Raw genomic sequence first — 17,312 nt, 5'->3', positions numbered from 1 at the left:
ACCCTCCTTGGCCCTCCTGTGCGCCGTACGCGCCGGTGAGCCCCCTCATTGAGGTCGCGATACCGGGTCTACTCGCCGTGCCCCAGGGACTGCGACAGGGGCTTCGGCTTTCTTCCGGCGGCTCCGGGGTGATCTTCACATCGCGCTCGCCCCCGGGCTTCCACCGTCCCCGGGTCGCTCTGGGCTGCGTACGACGCTACTCGTCCCCATCCACGCTTCTCGCTCCGCCCAGTGTACGGCGCCGCACCGACAGCGGCGGACCGGTTTTCCGGGGGCGCGGTGACCTGCGGGGTGACCCGAATGGAGCGGGTCGGGCGTCCGGATCCTGGGACGACCGGCGCGGCGGAATACCCGGCGGGGAGCTGGGCACAACGCTTGCAGGCTCGCCGCGCGACGGTCGTGGGGCGGGCAAAATGGGTGGTCCGCCCCGTTGCCGCGCGACTCGGGTCGATTTATCGTCCCAGCACGATTCGCGTGCAAGATCACAATATGTGAAGGGGCCGCGGCCATGGTGGCGAAGAAGACCGCCGTACAGCAGTCGGCGTCCGGTAGATCCACGGTGGCCTCCGGCGGCGGGGACGGCGGAGACGAGGGCGAGAAGGCCGCGGCGGAGAAGGCGGCCGGCAGGAAGACGGCGGCGAAGAAGGCGGTGGCGAAGCGGGCGGTGGCGAAGCGGGCGGTGGCCAAGAAGGCCGCGGTCAGGAAGACGACGAGCGCCAAGAAGGCGACGACCGCCGGGAAGACGACGACGGCCGGGAAGAGCACGACGAAGAGCGCGGCGAAGAGCCCCTCTGCCAATGCCGAGAAGAGCACGGTCAAGAAGGCGGGCGCGGCCGAGGCCGCCGAGACGACGGGAGCCACGACGGTGGTTGCGAAGAACACTCCTGGTACGGCTACGGCGGCGAAGAAGAAGCCCTCCGCCGTCCCCAAGGCACGACCCGCCGCGGTGAAGCCCGGCGAGCTGGCGGTACGCCCCGGTGAGGACCCCTGGAGCCCGGACGAGGTGGCCGAGGCCCGGACGGAACTGCAGTCCGAGGCGATGCGGCTGCGGGCGGAGCTGGAGGCCTCCGAGCGGGCGCTCACGGGCCTGATGCGGGACTCCGGGGACGGTGCCGGAGACGATCAGGCCGACACCGGGGCGAAGAACATCACGCGCGAGCACGAACTGTCGCTCGCGCACAACGCGCGCGAGATGCTCGACCAGACCGAGCGCGCCCTGGAGCGGCTCGCCTCGGGCACGTACGGGCTCTGTGAGAACTGCGGCAATGCGATCGGAAAGGCACGGATGCAGGCATTCCCCCGGGCCACGCTGTGCGTGGAGTGCAAGCAGAAGCAGGAACGCCGCTAGCGATCACCGCCTGAGCCCCTGGTCCGCGCGGGTCGTGTCGTACCTTTGTCCTCAGTCAGGAACCTAGGTTGAGGGACTCACGTGGCAGAGGCGGAGCGCATCATCGGTACGCCGGACATTCCAGACGCGGCCGGGGCCGACCCGGAGCGGTCCGACGGCGAGAACGGTGCGGTGGCGGAGCGGGCCGACGCGACCGCGCGACCGCGCGGCAAGCGCCGGATCGCCGTGCTGTTCGGGGTCGCCGCGCTGGCGTACGCGCTCGACCTGGTCAGCAAGATGATCGTGGTCGCGAAGCTGGAGCACCACGAGCCGATCGAGGTCATCGGGGACTGGCTGAAGTTCGAGGCGATCCGCAACGCGGGCGCGGCCTTCGGCTTCGGCGAGGCCTTCACGATCATCTTCACGGTGATCGCGACGATCGTGATCGTGGTGATCGCCCGGCTCGCCCGCAAGCTCTACAGCCTGCCCTGGGCGATCGCGCTCGGTCTGCTGCTCGGCGGTGCGCTGGGCAACCTCACCGACCGGATCTTCCGGTCGCCGGGGGTCTTCGAGGGCGCGGTCGTCGACTTCATCGCGCCCAAGGGCTTCGCGGTGTTCAACCTGGCGGATTCGGCCATCGTGTGCGGCGGCATCCTGATCGTGCTGCTGTCGTTCCGCGGGCTGGACCCCGACGGGACCGTCCACAAGGACTGACGCCGCTCGTTCGGGAGGGAGCGGCGAGGGCCTGGAGTTGTCCACAGGCGCGGTCTGGGGTGAGTCACCCGTCCGGCATACTCGTCGGGTGAGCACGATTCCCGAGATCCGTACCCTGCCCGTGCCCGACGGCCTGGAGGGCGAGCGTGTCGACGCCGCCATCTCCCGCATGTTCGGCTTCTCCCGTACCAAGGCCGCCGAGCTCGCCGCCGCGGGGAAGGTCACGGTCGACGGATCGGTGGTCGGCAAGTCGGAGCGCGTGCACGGCGGGGCCTGGCTGGAGGTCGAGATGCCCCAGGCGCCCGCGCCGGTGCAGGTCGTCGCCGAGCCGGTCGAGGGCATGGAGATCGTGCACGACGACGACGACGTGGTCGTGATCGTCAAGCCGGTCGGCGTGGCCGCGCACCCCAGCCCCGGCTGGTCCGGGCCGACCGTCATCGGCGGACTCGCCGCCGCCGGGTACCGCATCTCGACGTCCGGCGCCGCCGAGCGCCAGGGCATCGTGCACCGGCTCGACGTGGGCACCTCGGGTCTGATGGTGGTCGCCAAGTCGGAGTACGCGTACACCTCCCTGAAGCGCCAGTTCAAGGAGCGGACCGTCGACAAGCGCTACCACGCGCTGGTCCAGGGCCACCCGGACCCCACGAGCGGCACCATCGACGCCCCCATCGGCCGGCACCCCAACCACGACTACAAGTGGGCCGTCACCGCCGAGGGCAAGCCGTCGGTCACGCACTACGACCTCATCGAGGCGTTCCGGGCCGCCTCGCTGCTCGACATCAAGCTGGAGACCGGGCGCACCCACCAGATCCGCGTCCACATGTCCGCCCACCGGCACCCCTGCGTCGGCGATCTGACGTACGGCGCCGACCCCACGCTCGCCAAGCGGCTCGGTATCACCCGCCAGTGGCTGCAGGCCGTGCGGCTCGGCTTCGAGCACCCCGGGGACGGGAGCTGGGTCGAGTTCGAGAGCGACTACCCCGCCGATCTGCAGAAGGCCCTCGACAAGGTGCGCGAGGAGACCTACGCGTGAGTCCGGCGCCGGTGTCCTATGTGGTGCGCGTCGCCGATGACCCCGGTGACCGCGAGGCGTGCTTCGCGGTGCGCAAGGAGGTCTTCGTCGTCGAGCAGGGGGTGCCGGAGGACCTGGAGTACGACACGTACGACGCCGACGCCGTGCACGTCCTGGCCGTACGGGACGACGGGCTGCCGCTCGGCGCCGGGCGGTTGCTGTACGGGGAGGCCGCCGCCGGCAAGACCGGTGGGGCGCCCGGGGTGGGGTCCCTGGGGCGGCTCGCGGTCGTGGCGCAGGCCCGGGGGCTGGGTGTCGGGGTCGCCCTGGTGCGGGCGGTCGAGGAGGCGGCCCGGGAGCGCGGGCTGACCGGAGTGGACCTGGGGGCGCAGACACACGCGCTGGGTTTCTACGAGCGCCTGGGGTATGCGGCGTACGGGCCGGAGTTCCTGGACGCGGGGATACCCCATCGGGCGATGCGGCGGATGCTTTAGCGTTCGGCGCCGCGGGTGGGGCACCCTGGGCATCCGGTCGGTCTTGATCGCCTAGCACCAGCGGAGCGCCCCCATGGATCAGTTGGCCCTGTTCTTCGTCCTGCTGGTCGGGGCCGTGGTCAGTGTCCCGGTGGGGGAGCGGCTGAAGCTGCCGGCGCCGGTGCTGATGACGCTGCTCGGCATCGCGCTCGCCATCCCGGGATTCGTGCCCAATGTGGAGATCCCGCCGGACCTCATCCTGCCGCTGCTGTTGCCGCCGCTGCTGTACGCGGCGGTGCGGCGGACCTCCTGGCGGCAGTTCACCGCGAATCTGCGGCCGATCCTTCTGCTGGCCGTGGCGCTGGTGTTCGTGACCACCGCCGCGGTGGCCGCCATGGCGCAGGCGATCGTGCCCGGACTGCCGATCGCGGCGGCCGTGGCGCTCGGCGCGCTCGTCGCGCCGCCGGACCCGGTGGCGGCGACCGCCGTGGCCGGGCAGCTCGGGCTGCCCCGCCGGCTGGTGTCGATCCTGGAGGGCGAGGGCCTCTTCAACGACGTCACCGCCATCGTGCTCTACCACGTGGCCATCGCCGCCGCCGTCAGCGGAACCTTCTCCTGGCCCGAGGCCGCGCTCCAGCTCGTGCTGTCGGCCGTCGTCGCCGTCGCCGTGGGGGTCGCGCTCGGCTGGGCGGCCAACAAGCTGATGGACTTCCTGGAGGACGCGACGCTGCAGATCGGGCTGACCCTGCTCGTGCCGTACGCGTCGTACGTGATGGCCGAGGAACTCCACGGGTCCGGGGTGCTCGCGGTGCTCACCACCGCGTTGTTCCTCGCCGAGTACGCGCTCGGCGCGGACGACGTCCTGACCCGGCTCGCCGGGCACACCGTCTGGGACGTCGTGGACACGCTGGTCACCGGTGTCGCCTTCGGGCTGATCGGGCTGGAGCTGCACAACGCGATCCGTACGGCGTCCGGGCGGTGGCCCGAGATGCTCGGCTGGGCGGCGGCCGTCGTGGTCGTCGTGGTGCTCGTACGGCTGGTGTGGCTGCTGCCTGCGGCGTGGCTCGCGCGGCGGTGGCACGCCAAGCGGGACTACGACGAGGAGATCCCGATGTCGTGGCGCGAGACCGTGGTGATGTGGTGGTCGGGGATGCGCGGGGTGGCCTCCGTGGCGCTGGCGCTGGCGATTCCGCTGGAGACGGACAGCGGGGCGCCGTTCCCGGACCGGGACGAGATCGTGTTCATCGCGTTCGGGGTGATCATGGCGACGCTGGTGCTGCAGGGGCTGACGCTGCCGCGGCTGGTGCGGTGGTTGGGGGTGCGGGCGGACGAGGGGGCCGAGAAGGACTTCGAGAAGGCGTTGGCCGTACGGGCGGCGAAGGCGGCGAAGCGGCGGCTCAAGGAGATCGAGGAGGTGGAGGAGCTGCCGGAGGAGATGTCCGAGCGGCTGTTGCGGCGGGCCTTCGAGATCGGGGTGCGGATCAGTCCGGAGGTGGGGGAGGACGAGCGGCGGGAGGGGCACGAGCAGCGGGTGCGTCGCCTGCGGAAGCTGCGGCGGATCCAGGGGGAGATGCTGAGCGCGGCTCGGCACGAGGTGCTGGCCGCGCGGAGTGAGCCGGGGGCGAATCCTGAGGTGGTGGATCGGGTGCTTCGGCATTTGGACGTGCGTAGCTTGCGGTGAGTTGGGAGGGCGCAGGTTGTGGGGGTCTCCCACCCGCGCACCGCCCGTGACTCCTTGGTGGAGTGGAGGAGTGCGGGTTTCCTGTGGGGGCGCGCGCTTCGTCGGCGGCTGCGGATCGTGGGGGGCGTTCGGGGGTGTCGTGTTGCCGGCATGTGGCGAGTGCGTGGCGGGGGCGATGGGTTCGTGGGGTGGGGAGCCCGGGGTTTGTAGGGTCGGGGGATGGCTCGCAATGTGGTGGTCAGTGGTGGTGGGACGGGGATCGGGCGCGCGGTCGCGGAGGTGTTCGCGGGGGGTGGGGATCGGGTGCTGCTCCTCGGGCGGCGCGCCGAGGTGCTGAAGAGCGCGGGGGTGCGCGGGGCGCTGACGTACGCGGCCGATCTTGCCGATCCGGAGAGCGTACGGGGGGTCGCCGAGTTCGTGGCGGCGGAGTTCGGGACCGTGGACGTGCTGATCCACAGCGCCGGCGGGAACGGCGGGCTGGAGCCCGGGGCGGAGGGGAGTGATCCGCTCGATGCCGTGGCGCACGACTGGGGGCTCAACTTCCGGCTGAACACACTGACCGCCGTGCTGCTCACCGAGGCGCTGCGGGAGCGGCTGGCCTCGCCGGGCGGACGGGTGCTCTTCCTGTCGTCGATCGCCGCGTACCGGGGGTCCGGGAGCGGGGCGTACGCCGCGTCCAAGGCGGCGCTGCACCCGTACGCGTTCGATCTCGCGCGGGAGTTCGGGCCGCGCGGGATCACGGTGAACGTCGTGGCGCCCGGCTATGTGGAGGACACCGAGTTCTTCGGCGGTCCGGTGGCGCAGGCGCGGCGGGCCCGGCTCGTCGCGGAGACCTCGACGGGCCGGGCCGGTACGCCCGCGGACGTCGCCGACACTCTGCACTGGCTCGCGTCACCCGGTGCCGGACATGTCACCGCGCAGATCGTCCAGGTCAACGGGGGCGCCGAGCGCGGGCACTGAGCGCCGGCCTCACCCCCGGCCGGTCGACCTCGGCGGCTCGTGGACGCGGGCCCGGCTGGCGCGGGGGGCCGTGCCGTCGCGGAGGGCGTCGGGGTGGGACGGGGGGAGGACCGCGTCGGCGGTGTTGACGCGGGGGAGGGCGTAGGGGTGGGTCTCGGTGAGCCAGTGGATGAGCTGTTCGCGGACGGTGACGCGGACGGTCCACAGGTCGTCCGGGTCCTTGGCGGTGACGAGCGCGCGGACCTCCATGGTGGAGGGGGTCGCGTCGGTGACGGTCAGGTCGAAGTGGCGGCCGTCCCAGGCGGGGCAGGAACGGAGGATGTCGCGCAGTCGCTCGCGCATCGCGGGCAGCGGCGCGGCGTGGTCGACGTGCAGGAAGACCGTGCCGGTCATCTGGGCGCCGCCCCGGGACCAGTTCTCGAAGGGCTTCGAGGTGAAGTACGACACCGGCATCGTGATGCGGCGCTCGTCCCAGGTGCGGACCGTCAGGAAGGTGAGGGTGATCTCGTCGACCGTGCCCCACTCGCCCTCCACCACGACCACGTCCCCGAGGCGGACCATGTCGCCGAAGGCGATCTGCAGACCGGCGAAGAGGTTGCTCAGCGTGGACTGCGCGGCGATACCGGCGACGATGCCCAGCAGCCCGGCCGAGGCCAGCAGCGAGGTGCCGGCCGCGCGCATCGCCGGGAAGGTCAGCAGCATCGAGGCCACGGCCACCACACCGACGATCGCCGCGACCACCCGCGTGATCAGCGTCACCTGGGTCCGCACCCGGCGGACCCGGGCCGGATCGCGGTGGGCGCGGGCGTAACGGCTGTACGTCGTCTCCACGATCGCCGCGGCGATCCGGATCACCAGCCAGGCCGTCGCCCCGATCAGCACCAGCGTCAGGGTGCGTCCGACGGCGGTCCGGTGCTGCTCCAGCAGCTGCGCCTGGTCGTACGACGCTCTGAGGAAGGCCGCGCACAGGACCAGTTGATAGGGGATGCGACCGCGGCGCGGCAGGCCCCACAGAGGTGTCTCCGGGTGCCGCTGGTCCGCTTTGCGCAGCAGCAGGTCGGTCGTCCAGCCGATGAGCAGCGTGAGGACGACCGAGCCGCCGATGACGATCAATGGGCGGAGTAGATTCTCCATGCCTTCGAACGTAACCGGCCGCGCGGGGTCATGAACATGTGACTTCGGACGCCCTCGGGGTACGGGCGCCCAGCCGGTCGGCGGAGTCGTTGTCGGACCCGGCTGGCACCATGGCCCCATGAACATCGTGCTCTTCCACTCGACCTACGGACCGCGGCCCGCGGTGCGCGCGGCGGCTGACCGGCTGCGTGCCGCCGGACACGAGGTGTGGACCCCCGACCTCTTCGACGGACGGACGTTCGACACGGTCGAGGAAGGCATGACCTTCAACCAGGAACTGGGCAGAGAGGAACTGCTGAGGCGGGCGGTGCTCGCCGCCGCGCCCTACTCGGAGCGAGGGCTCGTCTACGCCGGGTTCTCGCTCGGCGCCGCCACCGCGCAGACCCTCGCCCTGGGCGACAAGAACGCGCGCGGGCTGCTGCTCCTGCACGGCACCTCGGACATCGCCGCCACCGCGTCCGTGGACGACCTGCCCGTCCAGCTGCACATCGCCGAACCCGACCCGTTCGAGCCGGACGACTGGCTGAGCGCCTGGTATCTGCAGATGCGCAGGGCGGGCGCGGACGTCGAGGTGTACCGCTACGCCGGCGCCGGTCACCTCTACACCGATCCCGAGCTGCCCGACTACGACGAGGAGGCCGCCGAGGCCACCTGGCGGGTGGCACTCGGCTTCCTCGACAGTCTGTAGGCCCACGGTCCACAGGGGTCGCTACACGGGGTCGTACGTCCGCTCCACCTTCTGCGTCCCGGTCCGCGTCCGGTACGAGCGCGCCCAGGAGGACCTCGCGTCGGCCTTCGTGCGGTCGGACAGGACGTAGAAGTCCATCTGCGCCCGCGCGGCGGTGATGTCCAGGACGCCGTAGCCGTGCCGGTCGGTGTCGACCCAGTGGACATGCCGGTTGGCGGCGCGGATCAGCGGGGAGGCCAGCGCGGAGACCGTGCCCTCGGGGACCTTCACCAGGTCGTCGAGGTTGTCGGAGGTGACCGACGTGACCACGAACTCGGTCGCGGCGGAGGCCGACAGCGGGTACGTACCGGCGTTCACCGGCACGTCGTTGGCCCATGCCATGTGGATGTCGCCGGTGAGGAAGACCGTGTTGCCGATCGCGTTCTCCCGCAGATGCGCGAGGAGTTCGCGGCGGTCGTCGGTGTAGCCGTCCCACTGGTCGGGGTTGAGGGCGAGGCCCTCCTTCGGCAGGCCCAGCAGCTCCGCGAGCGGCTCGAAGAGGTCGGCCGTGAGGTTGCCGAGGGCGAACGGGGCGATCATCACCGAGTTGCCGACCAGCCGCCAGGCCGTGTCGGAGGACTTCAGCCCGGCCTTCAGCCAGTCCAGCTGGGCCCGGCCGGTCAGCGTACGGTCCGGGTCGTCGACCTCGCCGTCGCCGATCCCCACCTGCTGCGAGCGGAAGGACCGCAGGTCGAGGAGGGAGAGGTCGACGAGCTTGCCGAAGCGCAGTCGGCGGTAGGTGGTGCCCGCGATCGCCGGGCGCACCGGCATCCACTCGAAGTACGCCCGCTTGGCCGCCGACTGACGGTCCGCCCAGCCGCCCTCCGTGCCCTCGGTGTGGTTCTCGGCGCCGCCCGACCAGGCGTCGTTGGCGATCTCGTGGTCGTCCCAGATGGCGACGACCGGCGCGGCGGCGTGCAGGGCCTGCAGATCCGGGTCGGTCTTGTAACGGGCATGCCGGACGCGGTAGTCGGCGAGCGAGAGGATCTCGTGGGTCGGCGCGTGCGGCCGTACGACCTTGCCGCGGGTGCCGTACTCACCGGTGCCGTACTCGTAGATGTAGTCGCCGAGGTGCAGCCACGCGTCCAGGTCGCCGCGCGCGGCGAGATGGCGGTAGGCGGCGAAGTAGCCGCCCTCCCAGTTGGCGCAGGACACCACGCCGAAGCGCAGGCCGGTGACGGCGGCGTCGGCGGCCGGCGCGGTGCGGGTGCGGGCGGCGGGCGAGTCGGTGCCCCCGGCCGAGAAGCGGAACCAGTAGTTCGTGGCGGGCGCGAGGCCGCGGACGTCCGCCTTGACGGTGTGGTCGGAGGCGGCGGTCGCGGTCGTCGACCCCTTGATGACGATGTTCGTGAACGCCTTGTCCAGGGCGACGGTCCAGCCGATCTCGACGTCCGGGCCGAGCCCGGAGCCGGGTGTCGCGGCGGCGGTGGGCGTCACCCGGGTCCACAGCAGGACCCCGTCGGGCAGCGGGTCACCGGAGGCGACACCGTGCAGGAAGGCGGGGGCCTCGGCCGCGCGGGCCGGTATCGCGGCGGCCAGCGGTGGAGCGAGGACGGCCCCGGCCGTGGCCGCCTTGACGACCGTACGGCGGCTCGGGGCGCCCGAACTCGTGGGCCGGGCGGGGGAGTCGGGGCAACCGGGGCTTGAGGGAGATCTGCGACTGGTCACGGCGGACGAGATTACTGATCGGTAGGGCCGGAGGTAAGGCGGTGGACCGGAATCCACTCAATGTTCAGACGGGCGTGCGCTGTTCGTCGGTCGGTGAACAGCGCGGGGGACTGGGAGTGGGGGGAGACCCGACTTCCAGGGGGCGTGCGGGGAGGGCATGGCGGTCACTGCTCGTCGGCGTATCGCCTGGCCAGGGTGATCAGGGCGGCGCGGTCGGGGCGGCCGGTGCGTTCGCGGAGGCTGGCGAGGTGTTTCTCGACGGTGCGCGGGGAGAGGAAGAGGTGCTCGGCGATCTCCTGGTTGCCGAGCCGGGCGCCGAGCAGACGCAGCACCTCGTACTCCCGGGCGGTCACCCCGGCGCGCCGCAGCTCCGGCGGGATCGTGTCGTGGCCCTGGCGGCGGCGCGGCACGGGGGCACCGGCCTCGCGCAGCAGCGCCCGGCACGCCGCCGCCACCCGGGTCGTGCCCCGCTGGTGGAAGAACTGCTCGGCGGTGCGCAGCCATTCGACGGGCCGGCCCCAGCCGTCGGCGAGTGCGGCCTGGGCGCCCAGACGCAGACAGAGATGGGCGGCCAGCGGGGTGGCGGCGGTCCCGGTCAGCGCCTCCTCCGCCGTCTTGGCGGCCTCGGTGGCCCGGCCCTCCCGGCCCAGCAGGACGGCCCGGGACCAGCCGGCGAAGGGGCGGTCCCAGTGGGTCCGGGTGAGCCGGTCGGTGCCGGGGCCGTCCAGCTCGGCCCAGTCGGTCGTACCGCGCAGGGTGCGCAGCAGGAGGTACGGGCCGAGGAAGCCGGTGACGCCACCGGTGCTGGGCAGCGCCTTCATGACGCCGTCCGCGTCGGTGAACTCGGCCAGCGCGCGGTCGGGTTCCTCCCGCAGCAGGGAGCAGACGCCCTGGGCCCAGCCCCACACGGAGGTGTCGGCGTAGCCCCAGAGCGCGCCGGCGCTCCGCCCGGCGAGCGCGCGCTGAAGGGCACGCAGGGTGGCGTCGAGCTTCTCCCGGTCCCCGAGCGAGGCGGCGATGATGCCGTCCACGCCGACGCCGATCAACTCCACCTCGCGCAGCCGCAGTCGGCGCGCCGTCGACTGGAGCCGACGCGCGGACTCGGTGGCCCGGTCGTGTTCGTCGCGCAGGATGTGGGCGAGCGTCAGATGCATGTCGGCCCAGGCCGTCATCAGCACCGCGCCGGTCTCCTCGGCGGCCCCTCGGGCGGCGACCAGCCGGTCGGTGCCGGTGAACCGGACCCGGTCCAGCACCCCCAGTTCCAGCAGGCCGCGGATCCGCCACACCGGCAGCGCGTGGGCCTCGGCGGTGGCGACCAGCCGGGCGAACGCGTCCTCCGCCTCGCCGAGATCCCGGGGCCGTAGGCAGTAGCCGAGCATGTTCAGCGCCTTGCACGCCACCTCCGGCAGCCCCACCTCCTCCGCGGTCGCGACGGCGCCCTCGGCGAGCGCCCGCGCGCTCTCCAGCCGGTCCGGGCGCTGGGAGTTGAGCACCAGATGGGCGGCGACCGCGTCCAGGGCGGCCCGGGACGCGGGGTCGGGCGTGTCGCCGAGCAGGTCCCTGGCCTGCCGTACGGCGGTCAGGCCCTCCTCCCACTGCTGGGCGGTCGCCGCGGCCCGCGCACGGGTGAGGAAACCGGCCGCGCGGCGGCCCGCCGGCGCGCCCGACACCGTCAGGACACGGTCCAGCCGGTTCCCGAGTTCGGGTACGCGCCGCACGTCACCGGTGAGGACCAGTGTGCCGAGCAGTTCCTCCAGCAGCCGGGCCACCGCCTCCGTGGGCGCGTCCGGCGTGTCGGCGGTCAGCTCCAGGCCGCGGTCGAGGAGTTCCACGGCGGTCAGCAGCGCGCCCCGCGCGACCGCCTGCCGCCCGGCCCGGGTGAGCAGCACTGCGGCCCGCGCCGGCCGCCCACCGGCGACACACAGCTCCGCCGCGAGCCGGTACAGGTCGTCGCCGGCGTCACCGGCGTCACCGGCAAGGGAGCGGCGGGGGGCGCGGGGCTGAGGGAGGGGCTGAGGGAGGGGCTGGGCGAGCGCGAGGGGGTGGGTGTCGGGTTCGCCGTACGGGAGGTCGGAGGGGCCGACCGGTACGTGGGGACGGGCGTCCCGTGTGGTGGGCGTGTCGGGGTCCGCCGTGCTCGCCGGGGTCGGGCGTGTCGGGTCGTACCCGTCCTCGTGTCCGGTTTCCTCGCCTTCCTCTTCCTCGACGCCCGCCTCCTGAGGTCTCGTGCCCTCGCGCGGGAGCGCCTCAGGGCTCGTGGCCTCCTCACCCGCCGCCCTCGCCCCCTCGATCGCGTCAGCCGCGGCCAGGCAGAGGGCCGCGCGTTCGGGCGGGAGCAGCCTGCGGGTGATGGCGTCGGCGGTCAGGGCGTGGCGGAAGGTGTGCCAGCCGGGGTCGGACGGGGTGGCGGCGCCGGAGACGAGATGGGCGTGGGCCGCGTGGCGGAGCTGGGTGAGGGCGGTGGCGTGGTCCAGGCCCGCGGCGCGGGCGGCGATGTCCACGGGGAAACGTCTGCCGAGGACCGCCGCCGCCTCCAGCAGGGCGATGCCGGCCGGCGGCAGCTGGTCCACGCGTTGCAGGACGGCGGCGGCGACGGTCGCGGGCACACCGGCGTCGAGCGAGCCGGTCACCGTCCAGCGCGCGGCCCCGTCCCGGACGAGACCGCCGCCGTCGACCATCGCGCGCAGCAGCTCCTCCACGACGAAGGGGACGCCCTCGGAGACGGTATGCAGCCGGTCCAGCACGGCCGCCGGCACCTCCTCCGCCGTGGCATGGCCCAGACACCGCGCGGCCAGTTCGGCGGTGCCGGCCGGCCCGAGGCGGGCGAGGCGGACCGTACGGGCCGTACGACGGGAGGTGGCGGCCTCGGCGAGGTCGAGCGCCGGGCCGGACTCACCGCGCAGGGTGGCCAGCAGGACGGCCCGCTGACCGGCGAGGTTGTCCGTCAGATAGTCGACGATGGCGAGCGTGTCGGCGTCGGCGTCGTGCAGGTCCTCCAGCACCAGGACACAGCCGTCGTCCCGGCCGAGCACGTGCAGGAGCCGCAGCACCGCCTCGGCGTATCCGACGAGGGGCGCGCCGTCCTGGGGCGCCAGCCCGCACAGCCGGGACAGCAGCGGTTCGTAGAGGCCGAGGTCGCCGTCCGAGGGTGCGCCGTCGCCCCGTAACCCGGAGAACACCGCCTCCGCGAGCGGGCGCAACGGCACCGCGCGCCCGGCGGACGCGGCCCGCCCGCGCAGGACCCGTGCTCCGGCGTGCGCGGCGGTGGACGTGGCCTCCTCGACGAGCCGGGACTTGCCGATACCGGGCTCGCCCAGCACGAACACCGACGAGCCCCGCCCCTCCCGGGCCGCCCGGACGGCAGCCGCCAGAAGCTCCCGCTCCGCTTCCCTGCCGACCAGGGCCGGCGACGACAGTGACGAGAACGGCGAGGATGCCGAGGGCGCCGCGAACGGCAAGCTCGTCGGCACCGAAGAGAAGGACGACAACTCCAGGCCCCCTGCGCCCTGTCGGGATGGTCGTGGCAACCCCTGTACGTCTCCCGTACGTCTCCCGTACGTCTCTCGTGCGGGAGACGTACGCCCCCGTACGACGCCCCCGCCGGGTACCCCTCGAATACGCCTTCGAGGCGCGTAACAGGGTAGCCCCCGGTTTCACAGTGGCCGCACAACTACATGGGGGATCTTCCCCGATACCCGGGGGTCCGGAGTCCGGCACGCTTCTGTTTCGGCAGGGCAGGGGGGCCAGGGCATGAACCGGGGGGACATGCCCTGCCTGCTTCTTTTTCTTTCGGCAGGGAGGTCGTCAATGCAGCGTGCCCGGATATGGGTCGCCGCCGGAGTGCTGGGCGTGGTCCTGTGCGGGTGCTCGTCATCCGCCGGAACCAGCGGGAGCGGGAGCGACGGCGGGTCGTCGTCCGCCGGGGCGGCGGGGAAGGCGGCGGACGAGCCGGAGGTGCCGGTGACCACCCAGGACCTGGAGCGGGTCTGCACGGACGGGCTCGGCTTCGCGGGGCTGCCGGCCTACGACCGGACGAAGAAGACCGTGCACCCGGCGCAGCTCATGAACAGCACCGGCGACGGCTGGACGAGCGGCGTGCCGGTCGACGGCGACTTCCCCAAGGGCTGGTTCCTCGACTACGAGGACAAGCCCGAGCAGGCGGAGCTGGTCGTCTGTGTCGAGCGCACCAAGGCCACCGCGACCGGCAAGATCTGCGACATGGAGGCCGACGGCAAGCCGCTGAAGATCAAGACGTACAACACCTCGTACCGGGTGCGGGTCGTGGAGGCCCGCACCGGCAAGGAGCAGTACACCCACAGCGGCGAGGCCGAGTCCGACGAGTGCCCGGTCTACATCTTCACCTCGGACGGCGAGGACGCCGACAAGTACTACAACGAGGTCCGGCCCGAGGACTACCGGGGACGTGTCAAGCCGTACATCGCGCCCTAGCCCGTCCCCGACAGACGGACGGGCGGGTGTTTCGGAAAACTGGCCTCCGGGGGCACCCGCCCGTTCTCGAAGCGACGTGTGACCGCCGCTTCGCGCCGGCTACTTGGTGACGCCCGCGTCCTTGAGCGCCGTCTCCCAGTCCGCGACCGACGACGGGTTGGTGATCGCCTTGTCGTTGATCTTGATGGTCGGGGTCGACTCGACACCCTCGGCGTCGTCGAAGGACTTGCTCATCTTCATCGCCCAGGCGTCGTAGGTGCCCTTCTCGACGGCGTTCTGGAACTTCTTGTTGTTCTTCAGCGCGTCGACCGTGTTCGCCACCTTGATCAGATAGCTGTCCTTGGCGAACTCGTCCGTGGACTCCGACGGGTGGTACTTCGTCGAGTACAGCGCGGTCTTGTAGTCGAGGAAGGCCTCGGGGCTGACGTCCAGGGCGGCGCCGAGCGCGCTCAGCGCGTTCTTGGAGCCCTCGCCGGTGAGATTGCCGTCGAGGAAGGTGCCGAGCGTGAAGGAGAGCTTGTAGTCGCCGTCCTCCATGCCCTTGTTGACCGTCTCGCCGACGGTCTGCTCGAAGCTGGCGCAGGCCGGGCAGCGCGGGTCCTCGAACAGGTGGATGACGTTTTTGGACTTGGAGTCGCCGATCAGCACCGTGGTGCCGTTCTTGCCCGAGGTGTTGGCCGGGGCGACCACCGTGGCGTCGGCGGCCTCCTCCCACTTGGTGGGCTTGTTGTTCTGCACGACGGCGTAGCCGATGCCGCCGGCTATCGCCAGTACCCCGACGATCGAGGACGCCACGATCGCCTGCCGCCTGATCTTCGCGCGCTTGGCCTGCCGCTCGCGCTCCAGACGCAGCCGCTCACGGGCCGCCGACTTCGCCGCGCTGCTGTTCCGCTTGCTCATGGTGGGTGAACTCCCTGAAGGACGCGCACACGTGGTGCGCGGAATTGGATGGTGGGGACGTGCTCGTGCTCAGAAGGCGGTCACGCGAAGGTGACCGAGCACGGCGGTCCACGCCGTCCCAGGGAGTGGGCGAAGAGAAGGGTGCGGGCGGTGCCCGTACGGTGCGAGGTGCGCCTCGGCCGCTGCTCCGCCGGGGCGGGCCGCACCATGACCGCGGCGACCGCGATCAGCAGCGGCCGGAAGCCGGCGGCGACCGCGGCGTCCAGCAGCTGGGCCAGCGCCCGCTCGCCCCGCCGCAGCCACGCGGCGGCCAGCAGGCCCACGGCGATGTGCGCGGCGAGCAGCAGCCAGGCGGCGGCCGGACCGGCGCCCGCGAGCAGCACCCCCGCCCGCTCGGAGCCGTCGGCGACCCGCGCCAGCGGTGCGCCGACGCTGCCGCCGCCGCACAGCACGTCCAGCCCGAACTGGCGCAGCGGACCCGTCACGGGGCCGCCCGCCTCGCCGTAACAGGCGTGCTGTCCCGTGGTGAAGACCGTGTCGGCGGCCAGCTCCAGCGGGATCAGCACCCCGGCGATCCGCCCGAAGCCGCGCTCACGGCCGGCCAGCGCCCAGGCGACGAGGAAGACGGCGGCGGCGATCGCGGCGACGGTGGTGAACGGGAGCGGGACCCCGGACAGCAGCACGTGCGACGCGGTGCTGAGCGTCACGACGACCGCCGTGAACAGCGCCGCGCGTACGGCTCTGAAGTGGGTCCCGGATATGTCCATGGCGTTGGAGAGTCTCCCACGTGCACCCGTAAGGGACCGCTAAACGGCCCCTGTGAGTGGTCGATGCCTCACTACCTCACTACCTCACTACCTCATTGCGTCAATGCCTCATTGCGTCAGTGCCGTGCTTCCTACAGGCCGGGGATCCGGCCGTTGCGGAAGAGGTCCACGAAGATCTGGTGGTCCGCACGCGCGCGTGCCCCGTACGCGTGCGCGAAGTCGACCAGGAGCGGCGCGAAGCCCTCCTCGTCGGCCGCGATCGCCGCGTCGATGGCGCGCTCCGTGGAGAACGGCACCAGGGACTGCCCGGTCAGGTCGTCCGCCGCCGCGTGCATGGTGGCCGTGGCCCGGCCGAGGTCGGCGACGACCGCCGCGATCTCCTCCGGGTCGTCGATGTCGCTCCAGTCCAGGTCCACCGCGTACGGCGACACCTCGGCGACCAGCTGCCCGGCGCCGTCCAGCTCGGTCCAGCCCAGCCACGGGTCCGCGTGCGCCTGAAGCGCCCGCTGGGAGATCACCGTGCGGTGGCCCTCGTGCGCGAAGTACTCACGGATCCGCTGGTCGGTGATGTGCCGGGAGACTGCCGGGGTCTGCGCCTGCTTGATGTAGATCACCACATCGTTCTCCAGGGCGTCGCTCTGCCCCTCCAGCAGGATGTTGTACGACGGCAGGCCCGCCGAGCCGATACCGATGCCCCGGCGGCCCACGACGTCCTTCACCCGGTACGAGTCCGGGCGGGTGAGGGACGACTCCGGGAGCGTCTCCAGATAGCCGTCGAAGGCGGCCAGCACCTTGTACCGGGTCGCCGCGTCCAGCTCGATGGAGCCGCCGCCCGGCGCGAAGCGGCGCTCGAAGTCGCGGATCTCCGTCATCGAGTCCAGGAGGCCGAAACGGGTGAGCGAGCGGGCGTCACGCAGCGCGTCCAGCAGCGGGCCCTGCGCGGTGTCCAGGGTGAAGGGAGGCACCTCGTCCAGCTTGGCGCCCGTCGCTATGGCGTGGATCCGCTCGCGGTAGGCCGCCGCGTACGTCTCCACCAGCTCGGTGATCTGCTCGTCGCTCAGCGCCTTCGCGTACCCGATGAGCGCCACCGAGGCCGCGAAGCGCTTCAGGTCCCAGGTGAAGGGGGCGACGTACGCCTCGTCGAAGTCGTTCACATTGAAGATCAGGCGACCCGTGGAGTCCATGTACGTGCCGAAGTTCTCCGCGTGCAGATCGCCGTGGATCCACACGCGCGAGGTGCGCTCGTCGAGGTAGGGCCCCTCGGCCTTCTCCTCGTCCAGGTCCTTGTAGAACAGGCACGCGGTGCCCCGGTAGAACGCGAAGGCCGAGGCCGCCATCTTCCGGAACTTCACGCGGAACGCGGCCGGGTCGGCGGCCAGCAGCTGGCCGAAGGCGGTGTCGAAGACGGCGAGGATCTCCTCGCCGCGTCGCTCGTCGTTGAGCTGCGGGACCGACATCGCTGGGTGCCTCCTGGTGGATCACGGGTGGGTCGACTTCTGA

The 17,312-nt window shown here is 72.2% G+C and carries 13 protein-coding genes and 1 pseudogene; 8 read left to right on the top strand and 6 right to left on the bottom strand.

What is annotated here, in order from left to right; translation table 11 throughout:
- Nucleotides 1–508 precede the first annotated feature (508 nt).
- The 6 genes from F9278_RS10665 (at nt 509) to F9278_RS10640 (ending at nt 6,167) form a co-directional block, all read left to right on the top strand.
- Nucleotides 509–1,348, top strand: a complete 840-nt coding sequence (locus tag F9278_RS10665) for a TraR/DksA family transcriptional regulator (protein ID WP_152168102.1) — start codon at nt 509–511, stop codon at nt 1,346–1,348.
- Nucleotides 1,349–1,429: 81 nt separating this feature from the next.
- The gene (gene lspA, locus F9278_RS10660; RefSeq protein WP_152168101.1) at nt 1,430–2,041 is read left to right on the top strand and encodes a signal peptidase II; all 612 of its coding nucleotides are present in this window, start codon (nt 1,430–1,432) and stop codon (nt 2,039–2,041) included.
- A gap of 88 nt (nt 2,042–2,129) precedes the next feature.
- Nucleotides 2,130–3,074, top strand: a complete 945-nt coding sequence (locus tag F9278_RS10655; protein WP_060885031.1) for an RluA family pseudouridine synthase — start codon at nt 2,130–2,132, stop codon at nt 3,072–3,074.
- The gene (locus tag F9278_RS10650) at nt 3,071–3,547 is read left to right on the top strand and encodes a GNAT family N-acetyltransferase (RefSeq protein WP_152168100.1); all 477 of its coding nucleotides are present in this window, start codon (nt 3,071–3,073) and stop codon (nt 3,545–3,547) included. Before F9278_RS10655 ends, F9278_RS10650 begins: the two co-directional genes overlap by 4 nt.
- Nucleotides 3,548–3,620: 73 nt before the next feature.
- Nucleotides 3,621–5,207 (top strand): Na+/H+ antiporter, encoded by a 1,587-nt coding sequence (locus F9278_RS10645; protein WP_152168099.1) that lies wholly within the window; start codon nt 3,621–3,623, stop codon nt 5,205–5,207.
- Nucleotides 5,208–5,426: 219 nt separating this feature from the next.
- On the top strand, nt 5,427–6,167 hold the full coding sequence (locus tag F9278_RS10640) for an SDR family NAD(P)-dependent oxidoreductase (RefSeq protein ID WP_152168098.1): 741 nt from the start codon (nt 5,427–5,429) through the stop codon (nt 6,165–6,167).
- A gap of 9 nt (nt 6,168–6,176) precedes the next feature.
- Here the strand turns inward: F9278_RS10640 and F9278_RS10635 are convergent, their stop codons facing one another.
- Nucleotides 6,177–7,301: a mechanosensitive ion channel family protein gene (locus tag F9278_RS10635; RefSeq protein WP_152168097.1), complete on the bottom strand. Its 1,125-nt coding sequence runs from the start codon at nt 7,299–7,301 to the stop codon at nt 6,177–6,179.
- A gap of 94 nt (nt 7,302–7,395) precedes the next feature.
- Between F9278_RS10635 and F9278_RS10630 the strand changes: the two are divergent.
- A pseudogene (locus F9278_RS10630) lies at nt 7,396–7,989 on the top strand (dienelactone hydrolase family protein); the annotation flags it as partial.
- Nucleotides 7,990–8,010: 21 nt separating this feature from the next.
- Here F9278_RS10630 and F9278_RS10625 read toward each other — a convergent pair.
- Together F9278_RS10625 and F9278_RS10620 are read right to left on the bottom strand one after the other, a co-directional pair.
- Nucleotides 8,011–9,696 carry an alkaline phosphatase D family protein gene (locus F9278_RS10625; RefSeq protein WP_152168095.1) on the bottom strand — a complete coding sequence of 562 codons (1,686 nt, stop codon included), beginning with the start codon at nt 9,694–9,696 and terminating at the stop codon, nt 8,011–8,013.
- A 164-nt stretch (nt 9,697–9,860) separates the two neighbouring features.
- Nucleotides 9,861–13,166 carry a helix-turn-helix transcriptional regulator gene (locus tag F9278_RS10620; RefSeq protein ID WP_226966690.1) on the bottom strand — a complete coding sequence of 1,102 codons (3,306 nt, stop codon included), beginning with the start codon at nt 13,164–13,166 and terminating at the stop codon, nt 9,861–9,863.
- A gap of 337 nt (nt 13,167–13,503) precedes the next feature.
- Between F9278_RS10620 and F9278_RS10615 the strand changes: the two genes are divergently transcribed.
- Nucleotides 13,504–14,145: a hypothetical protein gene (locus tag F9278_RS10615; protein ID WP_152168094.1), complete on the top strand. Its 642-nt coding sequence runs from the start codon at nt 13,504–13,506 to the stop codon at nt 14,143–14,145.
- A 99-nt stretch (nt 14,146–14,244) separates the two neighbouring features.
- Here F9278_RS10615 and F9278_RS10610 read toward each other — a convergent pair whose 3' ends face one another.
- The 3 genes from F9278_RS10610 to F9278_RS10600 all read right to left on the bottom strand — a co-directional run bounded on the left by F9278_RS10610 (nt 14,245) and on the right by F9278_RS10600 (nt 17,269).
- Entirely contained in the window at nt 14,245–15,045 is an 801-nt protein-coding gene (locus tag F9278_RS10610; protein ID WP_152168093.1) for a DsbA family protein, read from the bottom strand.
- 80 nt (nt 15,046–15,125) lie between these two features.
- The gene (locus tag F9278_RS10605) at nt 15,126–15,812 is read right to left on the bottom strand and encodes a hypothetical protein (RefSeq protein ID WP_152168092.1); all 687 of its coding nucleotides are present in this window, start codon (nt 15,810–15,812) and stop codon (nt 15,126–15,128) included.
- A gap of 131 nt (nt 15,813–15,943) precedes the next feature.
- Nucleotides 15,944–17,269 (bottom strand): DUF2252 domain-containing protein, encoded by a 1,326-nt coding sequence (locus F9278_RS10600; protein WP_152168091.1) that lies wholly within the window; start codon nt 17,267–17,269, stop codon nt 15,944–15,946.
- Nucleotides 17,270–17,312: the final 43 nt, after the last annotated feature.

This window comes from Streptomyces phaeolivaceus, assembly GCF_009184865.1.
Taxonomy (GTDB): Bacteria; Actinomycetota; Actinomycetes; order Streptomycetales; family Streptomycetaceae; genus Streptomyces; species Streptomyces phaeolivaceus.
Note: the sequence above shows the minus strand (reverse complement) of the source record. Positions and strands in the feature narration are given on the sequence as shown.

Bases quoted from the DNA above. Each gene is read 5' to 3' on its own strand.
- F9278_RS10640 (WP_152168098.1), top strand. From the start codon at position 5,427: ATGGCTCGCAATGTGGTGGTCAGTGGTGGTGGGACGGGGATCGGGCGC.
- F9278_RS10600 (WP_152168091.1), bottom strand. From the start codon at position 17,269: ATGTCGGTCCCGCAGCTCAACGACGAGCGACGCGGCGAGGAGATCCTC.
- F9278_RS10605 (WP_152168092.1), bottom strand. From the start codon at position 15,812: ATGGACATATCCGGGACCCACTTCAGAGCCGTACGCGCGGCGCTGTTC.
- F9278_RS10635 (WP_152168097.1), bottom strand. From the start codon at position 7,301: ATGGAGAATCTACTCCGCCCATTGATCGTCATCGGCGGCTCGGTCGTC.
- F9278_RS10645 (WP_152168099.1), top strand. From the start codon at position 3,621: ATGGATCAGTTGGCCCTGTTCTTCGTCCTGCTGGTCGGGGCCGTGGTC.
- F9278_RS10615 (WP_152168094.1), top strand. From the start codon at position 13,504: ATGCAGCGTGCCCGGATATGGGTCGCCGCCGGAGTGCTGGGCGTGGTC.
- F9278_RS10665 (WP_152168102.1), top strand. From the start codon at position 509: ATGGTGGCGAAGAAGACCGCCGTACAGCAGTCGGCGTCCGGTAGATCC.
- F9278_RS10610 (WP_152168093.1), bottom strand. From the start codon at position 15,045: ATGAGCAAGCGGAACAGCAGCGCGGCGAAGTCGGCGGCCCGTGAGCGG.